Source organism: Azospirillum sp. TSH20 (genome assembly GCF_003115935.1).
In the GTDB taxonomy this organism is placed as follows: Bacteria; Pseudomonadota; Alphaproteobacteria; order Azospirillales; family Azospirillaceae; genus Azospirillum.
Map to the genome: position 1 here is coordinate 38,240 of NZ_LGQU01000136.1, position 16,171 is coordinate 54,410.

A 16,171-nucleotide genomic window follows, 5' to 3' on the forward strand; every position below is an offset into this window, starting at 1 on the left:
ACCTGAACCGTGGCCCCCGTCCATGGCGGGCACGCTTGATCTCGACGCCTGCGCGCGCGAACCGATTCACATCCCCGGCAGCATCCAGCCGCACGGCCATCTCCTGGCCATCGACGTGGACAGCCTTCGTCTCGTCTGCGCCAGCGCGGAAGCGGGCGCGGTGTTGAACCGTCCGCCCACCGATGCGTTCGGCATGCCGGTCGACCAGCTGATCGACGCCGGCTCCCTGGCTTCGCTGCTCCGCGGGCTGCGTGCCGCCCCTGCCGAACCGGTACAACTGGACATCCTGCACCTGCGCGGCGGCGGGGATTTCCAGGCGATCGCCCACCGCTCCGGCGATCTGGTGATCCTGGAACTGGAGGAACTGCCCGCCACCGGCGCCGGCACGCTGGAGGCGCTTTATCCGCAGATGCGCGAAGGCATCCGCCGCATGCAGGCGGCCCATGACTTCGATGCCCTGCTGGCCAGCACGGCGGAGGAGGTGCGGGCGCTGACCGGCTTCGACCGTGTGCTGATCTATCGTTTCGACGAACAATGGAACGGCACCGTCATCGCGGAGAACGGCAACGGCCGCCTGCCCTCCTACCGCGGCCTGCGCTTTCCGGCCTCCGACATCCCGCAGCAGGCCCGGCGGCTCTACGCGCTGAACCGCCTGCGGCTGATCGCAGACACCCGTTATCAACCGGTTCCGATTCTGTCCGACAGGCGGGATGCGCCGCCGCTGGATCTCACCTTTTCCGTGCTGCGCAGCGTGTCGCCGGTTCATCTGGAATATATGCGCAACATGGGCACGCCGGCCTCCATGTCGATCTCGGTCATGGACGGGGACCGGCTGTGGGGCTTGATCTCCTGCCACAATGCCGAGCCGCGGCAGGTCTCCTTTGCGGTGCGCACCGCCTGCGATCTGCTGGGGCAGGTGCTGTCCAGCCAGATGATCGCGCTGGAACGGGCGCTGGATGCCGACCACCGAATCCGCTCCAAGAGCACCCAGGCGCGGCTGCTCGCCCATATGGCGGCGGCGGAGCATTTCATCGACGGCCTCAGCGAGGATCGCGAGGATCTGCTGGCCCTGGTCAATGCCGACGGCGCCGCGATTCTGTTCGACGGCGATTGCCGGCTGATCGGCCGCACCCCGCCGCAGGAGGTGGTCGAGGCCATCGCCGCGGAGCTGGCCGGCCAGGGCATCAAGGATCTGTTCGCCAGTCACCAGCTTCCCCTCGAGGTCCCGGCCGCCGCCGGGATGGAGCGGACCGCCAGCGGCCTGCTGGCGATCTCCATCTCGCAGCTCCATCCCAGCTATCTGCTGTGGTTCCGGCCGGAGATCGTGCAGTCCATCGACTGGGCCGGCGATCCCAACAAGCCGCTGGACGCCAGCGGCCGGCTTTCCCCCCGCAACTCCTTCGAAGCCTGGAAGGAGACGGTGCGCGGCCAGTCCCTGCCCTGGCGTCATGGCGAGATCGAGGCGGCCGGCGATTTCCGCAACGCCATCGTCAGCATCGTGCTGCGCAAGGCCGAGGAGATGGCCGCCCTGAACGAGGAGCTTCGCCGCAGCAACGGCGAACTGGCCGCTTTCTCCTACTCGGTCTCGCACGACCTGCGGGCGCCCTTCCGCCACGTCACCAGCTATGCCGAGCTTCTGCGCTCCCGCGCCGCCGACAAGCTGAACGAGCGGGAGCGCCACTATCTGGACAGCATCATCGAGGCGGCGAGTTCGGCCGGCCGGCTTGTCGACGGGCTTCTGCATTTCTCGCAGCTGGGGCGAACGACGCTGGCACGGGTGGAGGTCGATGTCGGCCGGCTGGTGGATGAGGTCCGCCACCTGCTGGAACCCGACCTGCAGGGCCGCGACGTGCGCTGGACCGTGCATCCGCTGCCGGGCGTCAACGGCGACCCGACCATGCTGCGGCTGGTGGTGCAGAACCTGCTGTCGAACGCCATCAAATACACCCGCGACCGCGCCGCGCCGGAGATCGAGGTGGGCTGCCGCACCACCGCCGACGCGCATGAGTTCTACGTGCGCGATAATGGCCGTGGATTTGACATGGCCTATGCCGGTAAGCTCTTCGGCGTCTTCCAGCGCCTGCACCGCGAGGAGGAGTTCGAGGGCATCGGCATCGGCCTCGCCAATGTCCGCCGCATCGTGGAGCGTCACGGCGGGCGGGTCTGGGCGGAAGGCAGGCTGGACCACGGTGCAACCTTCCATTTCTCCCTGCCGCGGTCATCAGCCGCCGAATCGAGGTAGCCCCATGGCCACGCTGAAACCGATCCTGCTGGTCGAGGACAACCCGAAGGACCTGGAGCTGACGCTGGAGGCCTTCGCCGAGGCCCAGCTCGCCAACGACATCGTCGTCGCCCGCGACGGGGCGGAGGCTCTGTCCTACCTGTTCCACGAGGATGGGCAGGCGGTGTCGAAGCCGACCGACCCGAAATATCCGGCCGTCATCATCCTGGACATCAAGCTGCCGAAGGTGGACGGGATCGAAGTGCTGCAGCGGATCAAAGCGAACGACAGCACCCGCGCCATTCCCGTCGTCATGCTGACCTCGTCCAAGGAGGAGCAGGACCTCGTCCGCAGCTACCGGCTGGGGGTGAATGCCTTCGTGGTCAAGCCGGTCGGCTTCAAGGAGTTTTTCGACGCGATCCGCGACATCGGAAGTTTCTGGGCGATCCTGAACGAACCACCGCCCGGATGTCATCCCCGCAGGCCGCGCGGCAGCTGATGGCGCAGGTGATGGAACCTTTCGCCGGCCAGTCCGCCGGTTCTCCCTTGGCCGGCTCCCCCTTCACGGACAGTGGACCGGCCGATCCGGGCCGGCCGATCCCGTGCCGTGTCCTGCTGCTGGAGGACAGCGGCATGGACGCCGATCTGGTGCGCGAACATCTGATGATGATCGACGACCACGCGTTCGACATTCACCGGGTCGAGACGCGGCAGGCCTTCATCGACGCCATCGCCGACGGCGGTCCCTACGACCTGATCCTGTCGGACTTCGACCTGCCGGATTTCGACGGCATGTCGGCGCTGGCGATCGCGCGCGACCGGCTGCCCCGCGTCCCCTTCATCTTCGTGTCCGGCATGCTGGGCGAGGAGAACGCCATCGAGGCGCTGAAGAAGGGCGCCACCGACTATGTGGTGAAGCTTCGCATGGAGCGCCTGCAGGTCGTGGTCCGCCGCGCCCTGGTGGAGGCGCGCGACCGCAACGAGCTGGCCGACAAGCGGGCGGCCCTGGCCGAGAGCGAGGCACGTCTGCGCTTCGCGCTGGAGGCCGGGCGGCTGGGGTCCTGGGAACTCAATCTCGCGACCAACCGGCTGCGCGTCTCGGCGATCTGCGCCGCCAATCTGGGGCTTTCCGATCCGGCCGATATTGCGACCTATGACCGGCTGCTGGAGCGCGTCCATCCCGACGACCGCGACTCTCAGCAGGCGATGGTCCGGCAGGCGGTGACCAGCGGTTTGCCGCTGGATATGGAATACCGCACGATCTGGCCCGACGGCAGCGTCCAATGGGTCCAGGTGCGTGGCCGCGCGATCTACGACAAGAACGGGGCGCCGACCGGTCTGGCCGGCGTCTCGCTCAACATCACCGACCGCAAGAAGGCCGAGGAGCGGCAACTCTTGCTGCTGGAGGAACTGAACCACCGGGTCAAGAACACGCTGGCGATGGTGCAGTCGATCGCCAAGCAGACCCTGCGCGCCGCGCCGTCGGTGGAAGCCTTCCCCGATGCCTTCCAGTCGCGGCTGCGTGCCCTGGCCCAGGCCCACGACCTGCTGACCCGCCGCCATTGGCAGGGCGCCTCGCTGACCGAGATCGCCGCCCTGACGCTGGAGCCCCATGTCGATGCCGGCCGTGTCCGGGTCGGCGGCCCGCCGGTCAACCTGACCACCGGCGTGGCGGTGTCGCTGCACCTCGCCTTCCACGAACTCGCCACCAACGCCGCGAAATACGGCGCCCTGTCGGCGGAGAGCGGCCGTATCGATCTGGATTGGGAGATCACGCCGCCGGCCGGGCCGGCTGCACGGGATGGGGCGGCGAGCCATGCCGGCTCCGGACACTCCTCCCGCGCTGCCGCGGGCGCGCTGGTGCTGCGCTGGCGCGAGAGCGGCGGGCCGCCGGTGGTGCCGCCGACCCGTCGCGGTTTCGGCTCCCGCCTGATCGAGCGCGGCCTGGCGCATGAGTTGGAAGGCGATGTTGCCCTTGCCTTCGACCCCGCCGGCGTGCGATGCCGGCTGGTAATCCCATTGTCGTCGCGAGTGAGCCCGCAGTGACCGACGCGAACCTGTCGAACCTGACCGTCCTGATCGTCGAGGACGAACCGTTGATCGCCATGAGCCTGGAGGATGCCCTGCTCGACCAGGGCGTCACCTGTATCGGTCCGGCCGGTTCGGTTTCGGCGGCCTTGGAAATAATCGAGGCGGGCGGCTTCGACATCGCGCTGCTGGACGTCAACCTGCGTGGCGAGCGGGTCGACGCGGTGGCCGACCGTCTGGCCGCCGCCGGCATCCCCTTCATCTTCACCACCGGTCATGGGGCGGAGGGGCTGCCCGATGCCCACCGTGAGCGGCCGGTGATTGGAAAGCCGTTCCGCGACCTCGACATCACCGACGCACTGGCCCGCCACCGCCCGCGCTGAGCGTCAAACCGCGCGGGCTGGCCACCGGAAGGGTTGGCCTGAGCGGTTCCAATACGACGAGCCAGTGGGTCTGGCACGTATCCGCATCGACATAGCGGACGCCCGTTACCGCGAAGCGGTGGTAGCTGCCGTCATGCCGCCGGTAGCTCAATTGCAGGTCATATGCGGCCTCGTCATAGACCGCCTTCAGCCAAGCATCGGCCGCGGCCATCTGGTGGTCCGGATGGACTGCCGACACCCAGCCGCATCCCAGCATCTTGCTTGCCAACGGTCCGAAATACCGCCGCGTCGTTTCGCTGAGCGCCAGATTGCTGCCGTCGGGACCGCACAGTACCAGCAGCGCCTCTCCGGACACCCCCATTCGCGAAAGCTGATCCCGGAGAGGCTGATTCCGCATGATGCTGCGGCTGATCGGATCAAGTGACGCTGGCATGGGCTCGCCCTAGGTGCACTCTCCTGCCCTCGATGGCCGAAAGCCTCGATATAGAAGCATTTTATGCTGAAAATGTAATAAATCGAGCCCTAATCCTCTGCGGCTCCGTCCCTATCCTGCTGTCTCCGTCTTCATTCCCCTTCGGCGCGACAACGTGTCGCGTCGGACAATCCGCCGCTTTGACAATGGCCGGACAACTTGTATACTAGTATACACAAAGCGGCACATGGCTGCCGTCCTGACAAAATTGATGGCCGCTGAATTATGCCCGATGGCGAAGGGGCGCGGCGGCGACGGGATGAAATTCGAAGGAGTGTCTTCCATGAACATCAAGTCCCGGATCGACCGCATCCCCGGCGGGATGATGATCGTCCCCCTGTTCCTCGGCGCCTGCCTGAACACGTTGGCTCCCAACACGGGCAAATTCTTCGGGTCCTTCACCAACGGGCTGATCACCGGCACGCTGCCGATCCTGTCGGTGTGGTTCTTCTGCATCGGCGCCAGCATCAGCCTGAAGGCAACGCCGCTGGTCCTGCGCAAGAGCGGCGTGCTGGTGTCGGTCAAGATCCTCACCGCCGCCATGGCGGGCGTCATCGCCTCGTGGTTCATCCCGGCGGAAGGCATCACGTCCGGCTTCTTCTCCGGCCTGTCGGTGCTGGCGATCATCGCGGTGATGAACGACACCAACGGCGGCATGTACATGGCGCTGATGCAGCAGTACGGCACCAAGGAGGAGGCCGGCGCCTTCTGCCTGATGTGCCTGGAATCGGGCCCCTTCATGACCATGGTGACGCTGGGCATCGCCGGGCTGGCGGCCTTCCCCTGGCAGACGATGGTCGGCGCCCTGCTGCCCTTCCTGATCGGCTTCGCGCTGGGCAATCTGGACAAGGATCTGCGGGCCTTCTTCACCCAGGGCGTCTCGGTGATGGTGCCGTTCTTCGCCTTCGCGCTGGGCAACAACCTGAACTTCTCGACGATCCTCAACACCGGGTTGCTGGGCATCGTGCTGGGGCTGGGCGTGATCGCCGTCACCGGTTTCATGCTGGTTTTGGCCGACGTCGTTCTGGCGAAGGGCAACGGTACGGCCGGCATCGGTGCCGCCTCCACCGCCGGTGCGGCTGTGACGGTCCCGCCGATCATCGCTTCGATCGAGCCGACCTTCGCGCCGGTCGCCCCATCGGCCACGGCACTGATCGCCACCAGCGTTGTGGTTACCGCGCTGCTGACGCCGCCGCTGACGGCATGGTGGGCGCGTCGTTTCGGCGTGCTGTCGCCCCGCTATCAGGCCGCCGAAGCCGCCAAGCTCTCCCCCCAACCGGTGGGAGTCGCTCCGGCGGAGTGACCGGGACGAGCGTATTTCCGTGAAAAGAGGCCGCCGGCGGTTCCCCTGCCGGCGGCCTTCCGCATTACTGCTTCTTGGCCGGTTCGGCGTTGTGGCCGTGGCCGGCGCCGCCCATGGCGCCCATATGCCCTTCGGCCTGGGGCGCGCTCTGTCCGGCCGCCTCGACGGAGATCTCGACTTCGACGGTGCCTGCCTTTTCGAAGTGCAGGGTCATGGGGATGTGGGCCCCCTTCTCCAGCGGCTTCTTGAGGCCCAGCAGCATGATGTGCAGGCCGCCGGGCGCCAGCTTCACCTCCTCGCCCGGCGCCACCGGAATGGCCGGAACCTCCCGCATCTTCATCACGCCATTCTCGTTCAGATGGGTGTGCAACTCCGCCTTGTCGGCGGCCGGGGTGGAGGCGGAAACCAGACGGTCCTCCGTGCTGCCGGTGTTGGTCAGCGACAGATAGGCGCCGCCGTTCGGGGCCGCCGGCGCGGTGGCGCGCGCCCAGGGATGGCCGATCTCGATCGGGCCGGCCTTGTAGCTGTGGGCCAAAGCGGGGACGGCACCGAACAGGGCCAGGGCGGCGGCGATGCCGAGAATGCGCTTCATTGACTCTTCTCCTGGAATGCGGATGTGAACAGCAGGGGGGAGCCGCCGCGGCGGGTTATGCCACGGGGCGTGAATTGGAAGGTTGCACGTTGGAATGCGTGGATAGACCGCCAAGCGCACCGATCCGGACGGAGAGCGGGCGTGGCGATGCGCGTGGCGGCCGTGGCTGAGCGGCCGCGAAAATCAGGCGAGCGACGGCGGAGCGCGGGCCTGGAGGGTCGACAGGAACCAGCCGGCGGCGATCCGTTCGCACGGCAGCAGGCGGGAGTCGCTGGCCATGGCAAGGGCCGGGCCTACGGTCAATGGCGGCGGCGGCAAGGCCAGCCCGGCCACCAGCGGGCAGAGCGGGCAATGGCCGGTGCCTGACGGCGCGTGATCCGGCGATTTTTCAGGGTCGCCGTCGTCGGAAGCGAGCCCGAACTCGCCAATTCCATAAACGGCGGCATCGACCTGGAGGATGGTCAGGCCGCCGGAGGAACAGATCGGCAGCGAGGCGGTCTCTCCGGCCCGGGCGGTCCCCGGAACCATCGGCATCCAGCCCCAGGCGATGACCTGCAGCAACAGCGCGGCCATCCCGGCCACCAGGCCGAGCCTCCGCACCCGCCGCACTGTCGATCGACCGAAGGGCATTCGGTTCCGCCGCCTTTGCAATCGCCGGACGTACCCGGCAGCGGAGCAGGATACCGCAGCATTCGTAAACGGACGAGCGGCAAATGAACGCACAAATCGAGAAGGGTCAGGCCAGCAGGCGGAAGGCCGGTTCCGGCCTGGACAGCAGGTCGTGGCGCAAGGCCTCGATGGTGGCGTCGTCGCGGGCGGCGCGGGGAACGGTCACCGGCACCTCCGCCACCACCCGGCCGGGCGACGGCGCCAGCAGAAGCAGCCGGTCGGCCAACGCCAGGGCTTCGCGCAGATTATGGGTGACCAGCAGGACGGTGGCCGGCCGCCGGTCCAGCAGTTCCGACAGCAGCGTGCGCAGCCGAAGCGCCGTCGGCTCGTCCAGCGAGACGAAGGGTTCGTCCATCAGCAGCAGGTCCGGCTCCACCAGAAAGGCGCGAGCCAGTGCCACCCGCCGCGCCATGCCCAGCGACAGCTGGGTCGGGAAACGGTCGGCGAAGGGCGACAACTCCAGCGCGTCGAGCATGGCGTCGACCGCCGGACCGCGGCGCTGCGCACGCGGCAGGACCAGAGCCAGATTCTGCCGCACGGTTCGCCAGGGCAGCAGGCGCGGTTCCTGGAAGACATAGCCGAGACGGGCCGGCCCGCCGTCCGGCCGCGCCCCGACCTCCACCACGCCGTCGAAGGCGCGGTCCAGCCCGGCGACGATGCCGAGCGCGGTCGTCTTGCCGCAGCCGCTGGGGCCGACCAGCGCCACGACCTCCCCCGCCGCGGCGGACAGGGTCAGGCCGCGCACCGCCTCCACCGCGCCGAAGCGCTTGGAGCGGATCTCAAGCTTCAGCGGGCATCCGCCGCCAGCGCTGGCAGTGGCGCTCGACCGGTTGCAGGATGCCGTATTCCAGAAGCTGGACCACGGCCACGAACGCGATGGTGTAAGCCAGGATTCCTGCGACATCGAAGGTCTGAAATAGGAGGTTGATCTGGAATCCGACACCATCGCTGCGGCCCAGCAGTTCGACCACCAGCACGATCTTCCAGATCAGCGCCAGGCCGGACCGCGCAGCCGCGGCGATGGTGGGGGTGAGTTGCGGCAGCAGCACATGGCGAAGCCGGTCCGCGGGCGACAGGCGGTAGACGCGGGCCATGTCGATCAGCCCCTCGTCGATGGCGCGGGCACCGGCCCGCACCAGGACCACCGTGTTGGGAATTTTGTTGACGGCGACGGCGCCGATGGCCGCCGCCTCGGTCAAACCGAACCAGACATAGGCCAGCACGATGACCACCAGCGCCGGCAGGTTCAGGAAGAAGACCAGCCAGGGGCCGAACAGCCGGTCGATGAAGGGCGACCGCCCCATCGGCAGACCCAGCCCGACCCCGATGGACATGGCGAGCGCGAAGGCCGCCAGCACGCGCAGCAGCGTGACGCCCATGTGATGGAACAGCGCCCCGCTCTCCGCTTCCCGCAGCAGGGCCTCGGCCACCACGGCCGGTCCCGGCAGTAGGCGCCCGCCGACCATTAGCGCCGCTGCCTGCCAAACGGCCAGCAACAGCAGGATCGACGCAACAGGCATCACGGCGGGCATCAGGGCGCGGCGCACCGGTCAGGCCCCGCCGGTCCAGAAGGTGCCGGGGGCGATGGCGGGCGCATCACCGACCAACTCCCGCCCGCCCAGACGCGCCAGCAGCGCGTAGAGCTTCGCGGCCCCTGCCCGCTCCTCCTCGGTCCAGCGGCGCGGGATGCCGTCGCGGTAGCGGTCGCGCAGGATGCGGAAGGTGGCGTCATCCTCCGCCTGCATCAGCGGGGCGAGGCGCTCCCACGCGGCGTCGGACTGTGCCAGCAGGGCTTTCGCCCTGTTCGTCGCGGCCTGGAATCCGGCGATGGCGGCCGGGTTGGCGCGCGCCCACTCCTCGCGGAAGACATAGCCGATGGAAGGGACCGTCGCCGGCTGGCCCAGCGCCTCCAGCATGTCGGACACCGTCATGGTCACGCGCATGCCCTTCGCCTCCAGCCGGGCGGCGAAGGGCCAGAAGGTCAGCACGGCGTCCAGGTCGCCGTCGGCGATCTTGCTGTTCAGCAGGGGCGGTGCGGCGAAGAAGGGCTGCGCATCGCGGTCGAGCGACAGCCCATAGCGGTCGGTGGCCAGAGCCTTCAGCAGGAGCCAGCTCTTGTCGAGCGGGCTGCCGGCGACCCCGATGCGCTTGCCGCGCAGGTCGCCGATCCCGGCGATGGCGGACTTGGCCGGAACCACCAGCGCGCCGACGGCGGTCGAGTAGGGGATGAAGGACAGCGCCTCCCCCTTGCTGCGCATCCGCGACACCCACAGCCAGTCGGAAACGATGACCTCGACCCCACCCGCCTGGAGCGCCACCTGGGTGGCGGGGTTGCCCGCCAGCTCCACCAGTTGCAGGTCGATGCCGGCTTGGCGGTCGAAGCCGTTGTCGCGGACGGTGTCGAGTTCCCAGCTGACCGTGCCGAACTTCAGCACCCCGGCGCGGACGACCGTCCGGTCGGCGGCAGCCGCGTGCCGGAGCGTCGCAGACGCCAGCAGCGCGCCGGCCGCCAGCAATGTCGTCCGTCTGGTGCAGCCTGCCGCCATGGTCCCCGCCCGGTGTTGAATGGACTGCCAGCTTAGGGGGACTGTAGATGGTTCGTATATTCAACGATAGGAGGATAAGGGGGGTAGCGCCGGCTGGACGGCGGCCGGTTTGGAGGGGGCGGGATCACAGCCCCAGATAGGCCTGCTTCACCGCCGGGTCGGCCAGCAGCGCCTCCCCCGTGCCCGACAGCACCACCCGGCCGTTCTCCAGCACGTAAGCGGTCTGGGCGATGCGCAGGGAGGCGGCGACATTCTGTTCGACCAGGATGATCGTCATGCCCTCGGCCGCCAGTGTCCGGATGATGCGGAACAGCTCCTGCACCAGGGCGGGCGACAGGCCGAGCGATGGCTCGTCGAACATGATGAGGTCCGGCTTGCCCATCAGGCAGCGGCCGATGGCCAGCATCTGCTGCTCGCCGCCGGACAGGGTGCCGGCCGCCTGGTCCAGCCGTTCGCGCAGGCGCGGGAACAGGTCCAGCACCCGGTCGTAGGTCTGGCGCGCGCTGGACCGGGCGCGCGGGATGACGGCGCCCATCTCCAGATTCTCCCGCACGCTCAGCGTCGGGAAGATCTGCCGCCCTTCCGCCACCTGCCCGATGCCGAGGTCGCAGACGACATGGCTGGGCAGTCCGGCGATCTCGCGGTCCTTGAAGCGGATGCTGCCACGCGCCGGTTTCAGGATGCCGGAGATGGCGCGGATCAGCGAGGTCTTGCCGGCCCCGTTGGCGCCGACGATGGCGGTGGTCTGCCCCGCCGCCACCTGCAGCGTGACACCGTCGAGCGCCTGGGCGTCGCCATAGTACAGGTCGAGATCGGATACGGTCAGCATGGCGGCAGGTCCAAAAGGCGGGGAGCGCCCTCTATAGCGCGATCATTTCAGGAAGAACACCGCACTCATCACCAGACCGACGGCGATGATGCCGGTGCGCAGGATCGGCTTGGGGAACTTCCGCCCCAGCCGGGCGCCGACATAACCGCCGACGACCGCGGCCACCACCATCAGCAGCGCCTTCGGCCATTCCACCGCCCCGCCAGCGGCATAGGCCACCACGGCGATGGCGGTCAGCACGGCGGAGAACAGGTTCTTCAGCCCGTTCATGGCATTCAGGTCGGTCATGCCGAACAGGCTCAACTGCGCCAGCAGGAGGATGCCGAGCCCGCCGTTGAAATAGCCGCCATAGACGGAGACGGCGAACAGCGTGCCCAGCATCGTCCCGTTGCCGTGCAGACCCAGGCTGCGCAGCCGCTGCGCCAGCATGTTGCCGAAGGCGAACAGCCCGGTCGCCAGCAGCAAGAGCCAGGGCACGATGCCGCGGAACACCGAATCCGGCGTCACCAGCAGCAGCCCTGCCCCGACCAGCCCGCCGACCAGACTGACCGCCGACAGCAGCGGCAGGCTGAGCGTGCCGACCGGCGTCAGGTCCTGACGGTAGCCGTAGACGCCGCTGGCATAGCCGGGGAGCAGGGCGACCGTGCCGGTGGCGTTGGCGGCGACCGGCGGCACCCCGGCGTAGATCAACGCCGGCAGGGTGAGGAAGCTTCCCCCGCCGGCAACGGCATTCATTGCTCCAGCCAGAAAGGCCGCGGCCAATAAAATCAATTCGATCATGATATTACGAGCGGTTCCTCAACTCCCGGCGAATGATCTTGCCGGTGGTGGTCATGGGAAGGCTTTCCATGAATTCGATCGAACGCGGATATTCGTGGGCGGCCAGCCGGGTCTTCACATGCTCCTGGATCGAGGCCACCAGCGCGTCGTCCGGCGTCACCCCCTCCTGCAACACGACGAAGGCCTTGACGATCTCCGTGCGCAGCGGGTCGGGCACGCCGACCACCGCCGCCATGCGGACGGCGGGATGGCCGATCAGGCAATCCTCGATCTCGCCGGGGCCGATGCGGTAGCCGGCAGACGTGATGACGTCGTCATCACGCCCGACGAAGCGGATGTAACCGTCCTCGTCCAACTCCCCCTGGTCGCCGGTGACCAGCCAGTCGCCCCCAGGCCCAACGAATTTTGCCGCGGTGGCGTCGGGGTTGTTCCAATAACCGAGGAACATCACCGGATCCGGCCGATGCACGGCGATCAGGCCGAGCTTGCCCGGCGGCAGCCGGTTGCCCTGCCCGTCGATCACCGCCACGTCATGGCCGGGGACCGGACGGCCCATGATGCCGGGCTTCGGCGTCATCAGCGTCGCGGCCGAGGAGACGATCATGTTGCATTCGGTCTGGCCGTAGAACTCGTTGATCGTCACGCCGAAGGTCTCGCGCCCCCAATCGAGCAGCCCGGCGCCCAGCGTCTCGCCGCCGCTGGCGACGGAGCGCATGTCGATGCGATGGCGCGCCCGCGGGTTCTTCACCGCCCGCATCATCTTCAGCGCCGTCGGCGGCAGGAAGGCGTTGCGGACCTGGAATTCGGCCAGCAGAGCGAAGGCGGCCTCCGCGTCAAACTTCTCGAAGCGGTGGGAGACCACCGTCACACCATGGTGCCAGGCCGGCAGCAGCACGTCGAGCAGCCCGCCGATCCAAGCCCAGTCGGCCGGCGTCCAGATGCGGTCGGCTGGCTGCGGGAACAGGTCGTGCGACATCTCCACGCCCGGCAGATGACCCAGCAGCACCCGGTGCGCATGCAGCGCGCCCTTCGGCTGACCGGTGGTGCCGGAGGTGTAGATGATCAGCGCCGGATCGTCCGGCCCGGTGTCGGCCGGGGTGAAGCTGTCGGACGCCGCGTCGCACAGCCCATGCCAGTCCAGGCAGCCGGGGCCGGACCCGTCGACGCGGAAGACGGCGCGCAGTTCCGGCAGCCGGTCGCGGATCTGGGCGATCTTGGCGGCCCCGGCGGCGTCGGTGACCACGGCGCGGGCGCCGCAATTGGCCAGCCGGTATTCCAGCGCCTCCACCCCGAACAGCGAGAACAGCGGTACGGCGATGCCGCCCAGCTTGTAGACCGCGACATGGCTGATCGCGGTCTCCGGCGCCTGGGGCAGCAGAATGCCGACCCGGTCGCCGCGCGTGACACCTTGTGCCGCCAGCGCATTGGCGAAGCGGTTGGACAGGGCGCGGATGTCGGAGAAGCGGTATTCCTCGGACCCGCCGTCGCGCCGCTTGTGGATCAGGGCAATGCGGCCGGGGTCTGTTTCCGCCCAGCGGTCGCAGACGTCGACGCCGATGTTGTAGCGGTCGGGCACGCGCCAGGCGAAGGCGCGGGACACCCCTTCATAGCTGTCCGCGTTGGGCAGCATGTTCGTTCCCTCCCAAGGGCTTGTCGTCGATTCCTTCGTGGAACCGTTGGCACGATCATAGGGGCAAGCGAGGCACCGCGTCACGCATCGGGAATAAGATGCGGGTCAGCCATGTTGATGGCGTCAGGAACGAACGGTTTCGTGCCGATCCAAACAGGACCCAACAGGACGAGAGCCACCATGAAAGCCAGCCCCTTCCTCGCCGCCGCGCTGTCCGCCAGCCTGCTCGCGGCCCCGCTTGCCGGCTGCGCACAGCCCGGCTACGGCGACTCCTATGGCGGCGTCAGCGCCAACAAGCAAACGGCCGGCACCGTTCTCGGCGGCGTGGTCGGTGGCTTGGCCGGCTCGCGCTTCGGCGGCGGCAGCGGCAAGCTGGTGGCGGTGGGCGTCGGCACGCTGCTGGGTGCGGCGCTGGGCAATGCCGCCGGCGCCTCGCTCGACCGTGCCGACCAGAACTATGCCCAGCAGGCGGCGGTCAACGCCTACAGTGCGCCGACCGGCAGCACCGTGCGCTGGAACAATCCGGACACCGGCAATTACGGCAGCTACACGCCTGTACGCGAGGGCACCGGGCCGCAGGGCCAGCTCTGCCGTGAATATCAGACCACCATCGTGGTCCAGGGCCGCACCCAGCAGGGCTTCGGCACCGCCTGCCAGCAGCCGGACGGCACGTGGCGCGTGGTCAGCTGACCGGAACTGCCATCAGGCAAGCGCCGTCCGCCGCCGGGCGGCGCTGCCGGATTTCGGCGGCGGGCCGGTGAGGGCGCTGGCGATGCGCACCGCCCCGTCGCCGTCCAGCGGCAGTGCCGTGGCGGCATCCTGCATCCGCTGCCGTTGCCCGGCGTCGGCCCACAGGGCGAGCGCCCGCCGGGCGATGACCGCCGCCGCCTTGGCGGGATCGCGGCCACGGGCGTCCAGGGCCGTGCACCAGCCGAGATCGGCGGCGTCGCCGCTCGCCATCGCCTGATTGTCGGCGGTGACCACCAGAAGGGTCGGCACCGCCAGCGCGGCAAGTTCCCCCATGGTGCCGCCGCCGGCCGACACCGCCAGACCGCTGTCGGCCATCAGCGCGCCCATGCGCGGGCAATCGATCTCCACGGAAACGCCATCGGCGGCGAGCGCCGCCACCTCGGCCGCCAGCTCGTTCGCTCGTGGATTGCTGCCGCCGACGACGGCGACGATCCGGCAGCCGTCGGGCCGCTCCGTCGCCAGCGCCTGCAGAACCGGCCCCGTCAGGCCGAGCGGGTCGGAGCCGCCGAAGGTCACCAGCAGCACCGGCCGGTCGGCGATGGTCCGCCGCGGCGCCTGAGCCGCCAGCCGCACCTCCCGCCGCAACGGGGCGTAGCCGGGGCCGAGCAGCAGGACGGCGCCGGGCGCCATTGCCTCATAGGGAAGGCCCGCCGCCTGCGGTGCGGCGTTGACGACGAGGTCGGCGTGCAGCGGCGTGCCGTCGCCCAGATCGTCCCAGGCCAGCACCCGCGCCCCGGCGGCCTGCAGCCCGACGCGGTAGGCTTCGCCAAAGCGGTAGCCGTCGAGCATCACCGCCGTGCCATGCTCCCGCCGCAGGAGCGAGCGGGTGGCGGCCAGATCCGCCGCCTGCCCCACCGGACCGGCGATGGAGACATGGCGGAAGCCGTCCGCCGACAGCCGGCGGTCGATGGCGGGGGTGGATTCGACGGCGGCGAACAGCGCCTCGTGCCCCTGGTCGCGCAAGGCTTCCGCCACGGCGAGGCAGCGCATGACATGGCCGGTGCCGATGGTCGGCGACGCGTCGGCGCGGATGAGGATGACGGCCATGGCACTGGTCCGGAGAAATCGGCGTGGCGGCCCGGCCCCGGCGCAAGCACCCACTGCGCACGGTGTCGAGTCGGTGCGCATCTTGGCCCGGCACATTGCGCGAGTCCAGTGGCAGACGGTCGCGTGCGCGGAGGTAAATTGCGGCCGCCGGGGCTCCCGACGGACCTCCCCGTCAGGACTCGCGGCCGGCGATGACGCTGGCGGCGGTGGCGAGGCTCTCCGGCGTGCCGATGTCGAGGAAGCGGGCCTTGGCGACATGGGCGTTCAGCGTGCCCGACGGCAGCTTTTCCAGCACGTCGCGTTCCAGCGACACCGCGCCCGCCGCGATGAAGCGGTCGAGGAAGGCGGCGGAGAACAGATAGACGCCGGCATTGATGGTGCCCGCCCCCGGCACCTTGTCCAGGAAACGGCGGACGCGGCTGTCCGGCCCGATCTCCACCCGCACGAAGCGGGAGGCATCCTCCACCGTCACACACAGGACCGACGCCTCCGCCCCCGACAGCCGGTGCGAGGCGATGAAGGCGCGCAGGTCGGCGTCGAGGAAGGTGTCGCCGTTCACCACCAGGATGGTGCTGCTGCGCAGTTCCTTGCGGACATAGCCGAGCGCCCCTGCGGTGCCGAGCGGGCGCGGTTCGATCTGGCAGACCACGTCGATGGTGCCGGCGGAATCGCCGCGGGCGAGCCATGCGGTCACCCGATCGGCCAGATGGCCCAGGCACAGCACCACCCGGCGCGATCCGTAGGTCGACAGGTAATCCAGGAGATGGCCGAGGAAGGCACGGCCCGCGATGGGGGCCAGGACCTTCGGCGTGTCACCCAGAACGCCCCGGATGCGTGTGCCCAGCCCGCCGGCAAGCACCGCGACGTCTATGTTGGCAAGAGCGTCCTCAGACCGCACCGACCGTCCTTTCCCTAAAACCG

17 protein-coding genes are annotated in these 16,171 nt (G+C 68.9%); 6 read left to right on the plus strand and 11 right to left on the minus strand.

Going from position 1 to position 16,171, the window contains the following annotated elements; all coding sequences use genetic code 11:
• Window positions 1-22 precede the first annotated feature (22 nt).
• From TSH20_RS30185 to TSH20_RS30200, 4 genes are read left to right on the plus strand one after another with little or no spacing between them, the layout of a single operon-like run.
• A complete protein-coding gene (locus TSH20_RS30185) occupies window positions 23-2,242 on the plus strand; it encodes an ATP-binding protein (RefSeq protein WP_109156131.1) in 2,220 nt (739 codons plus the stop codon).
• A 4-nt stretch (window positions 2,243-2,246) separates the two neighbouring features.
• Window positions 2,247-2,720: a response regulator gene (locus TSH20_RS30190; protein ID WP_109156130.1), complete on the plus strand. Its 474-nt coding sequence runs from the start codon at window positions 2,247-2,249 to the stop codon at window positions 2,718-2,720.
• Window positions 2,690-4,267, plus strand: a complete 1,578-nt coding sequence (locus TSH20_RS30195; protein WP_247871245.1) for an HWE histidine kinase domain-containing protein — start codon at window positions 2,690-2,692, stop codon at window positions 4,265-4,267. Before TSH20_RS30190 ends, TSH20_RS30195 begins: the two co-directional genes overlap by 31 nt.
• Window positions 4,264-4,632 (plus strand): response regulator, encoded by a 369-nt coding sequence (locus TSH20_RS30200; RefSeq protein WP_109154978.1) that lies wholly within the window; start codon window positions 4,264-4,266, stop codon window positions 4,630-4,632. Before TSH20_RS30195 ends, TSH20_RS30200 begins: the two co-directional genes overlap by 4 nt.
• On the opposite strand, the gene TSH20_RS30205 is transcribed toward TSH20_RS30200, so the two are convergent.
• A complete protein-coding gene (locus TSH20_RS30205) occupies window positions 4,598-5,065 on the minus strand; it encodes a PAS domain-containing protein (RefSeq protein ID WP_247871244.1) in 468 nt (155 codons plus the stop codon). The two genes, TSH20_RS30200 and TSH20_RS30205, sit on opposite strands and share 35 nt — an antisense overlap.
• A 322-nt stretch (window positions 5,066-5,387) precedes the next feature.
• On the opposite strand from TSH20_RS30205, the gene kdgT reads away from it, so the two are divergent.
• On the plus strand, window positions 5,388-6,407 hold the full coding sequence (gene kdgT / locus TSH20_RS30210) for a 2-keto-3-deoxygluconate transporter (protein WP_109156167.1): 1,020 nt from the start codon (window positions 5,388-5,390) through the stop codon (window positions 6,405-6,407).
• A 64-nt stretch (window positions 6,408-6,471) separates the two neighbouring features.
• On the opposite strand, the gene TSH20_RS30215 is transcribed toward kdgT, so the two are convergent.
• The 8 genes from TSH20_RS30215 to TSH20_RS30250 all read right to left on the minus strand — a co-directional run bounded on the left by TSH20_RS30215 (window position 6,472) and on the right by TSH20_RS30250 (window position 13,453).
• Complete coding sequence (locus tag TSH20_RS30215; protein WP_109156129.1) at window positions 6,472-6,999, minus strand: copper chaperone PCu(A)C; 528 nt, start codon at window positions 6,997-6,999, stop codon at window positions 6,472-6,474.
• Window positions 7,000-7,182: 183 nt separating this feature from the next.
• Entirely contained in the window at window positions 7,183-7,572 is a 390-nt protein-coding gene (locus tag TSH20_RS30220) for a DUF2946 family protein (RefSeq protein WP_247871243.1), read from the minus strand.
• Between the two features lie 163 nt (window positions 7,573-7,735).
• Window positions 7,736-8,413 carry an ABC transporter ATP-binding protein gene (locus tag TSH20_RS30225; protein ID WP_247871242.1) on the minus strand — a complete coding sequence of 226 codons (678 nt, stop codon included), beginning with the start codon at window positions 8,411-8,413 and terminating at the stop codon, window positions 7,736-7,738.
• Between the two features lie 34 nt (window positions 8,414-8,447).
• Entirely contained in the window at window positions 8,448-9,200 is a 753-nt protein-coding gene (locus TSH20_RS30230; RefSeq protein ID WP_247871241.1) for an ABC transporter permease, read from the minus strand.
• Window positions 9,201-9,218: 18 nt separating this feature from the next.
• Complete coding sequence (locus TSH20_RS30235; RefSeq protein ID WP_109156126.1) at window positions 9,219-10,214, minus strand: ABC transporter substrate-binding protein; 996 nt, start codon at window positions 10,212-10,214, stop codon at window positions 9,219-9,221.
• Window positions 10,215-10,338: 124 nt separating this feature from the next.
• Window positions 10,339-11,043, minus strand: a complete 705-nt coding sequence (locus TSH20_RS30240; protein WP_109156125.1) for an ABC transporter ATP-binding protein — start codon at window positions 11,041-11,043, stop codon at window positions 10,339-10,341.
• A gap of 42 nt (window positions 11,044-11,085) precedes the next feature.
• Complete coding sequence (locus TSH20_RS30245) at window positions 11,086-11,823, minus strand: sulfite exporter TauE/SafE family protein (RefSeq protein WP_109156124.1); 738 nt, start codon at window positions 11,821-11,823, stop codon at window positions 11,086-11,088.
• A gap of 4 nt (window positions 11,824-11,827) precedes the next feature.
• Window positions 11,828-13,453, minus strand: a complete 1,626-nt coding sequence (locus TSH20_RS30250; RefSeq protein WP_109156123.1) for an acyl-CoA synthetase — start codon at window positions 13,451-13,453, stop codon at window positions 11,828-11,830.
• A 180-nt stretch (window positions 13,454-13,633) separates the two neighbouring features.
• Here TSH20_RS30250 and TSH20_RS30255 point away from each other — a divergent pair, with 180 nt between their 5' ends.
• Window positions 13,634-14,143, plus strand: coding sequence for an RT0821/Lpp0805 family surface protein (locus TSH20_RS30255; protein ID WP_109154987.1), 510 nt, complete (start codon window positions 13,634-13,636; stop codon window positions 14,141-14,143).
• Window positions 14,144-14,155: 12 nt separating this feature from the next.
• On the opposite strand, the gene pseG is transcribed toward TSH20_RS30255, so the two are convergent.
• Complete coding sequence (gene pseG / locus TSH20_RS30260; protein WP_109156122.1) at window positions 14,156-15,250, minus strand: UDP-2,4-diacetamido-2,4,6-trideoxy-beta-L-altropyranose hydrolase; 1,095 nt, start codon at window positions 15,248-15,250, stop codon at window positions 14,156-14,158.
• 172 nt (window positions 15,251-15,422) lie between these two features.
• On the minus strand, window positions 15,423-16,148 hold the full coding sequence (locus TSH20_RS30265) for a nucleotidyltransferase family protein (protein WP_109156121.1): 726 nt from the start codon (window positions 16,146-16,148) through the stop codon (window positions 15,423-15,425).
• Window positions 16,149-16,171 lie beyond the last annotated feature (23 nt).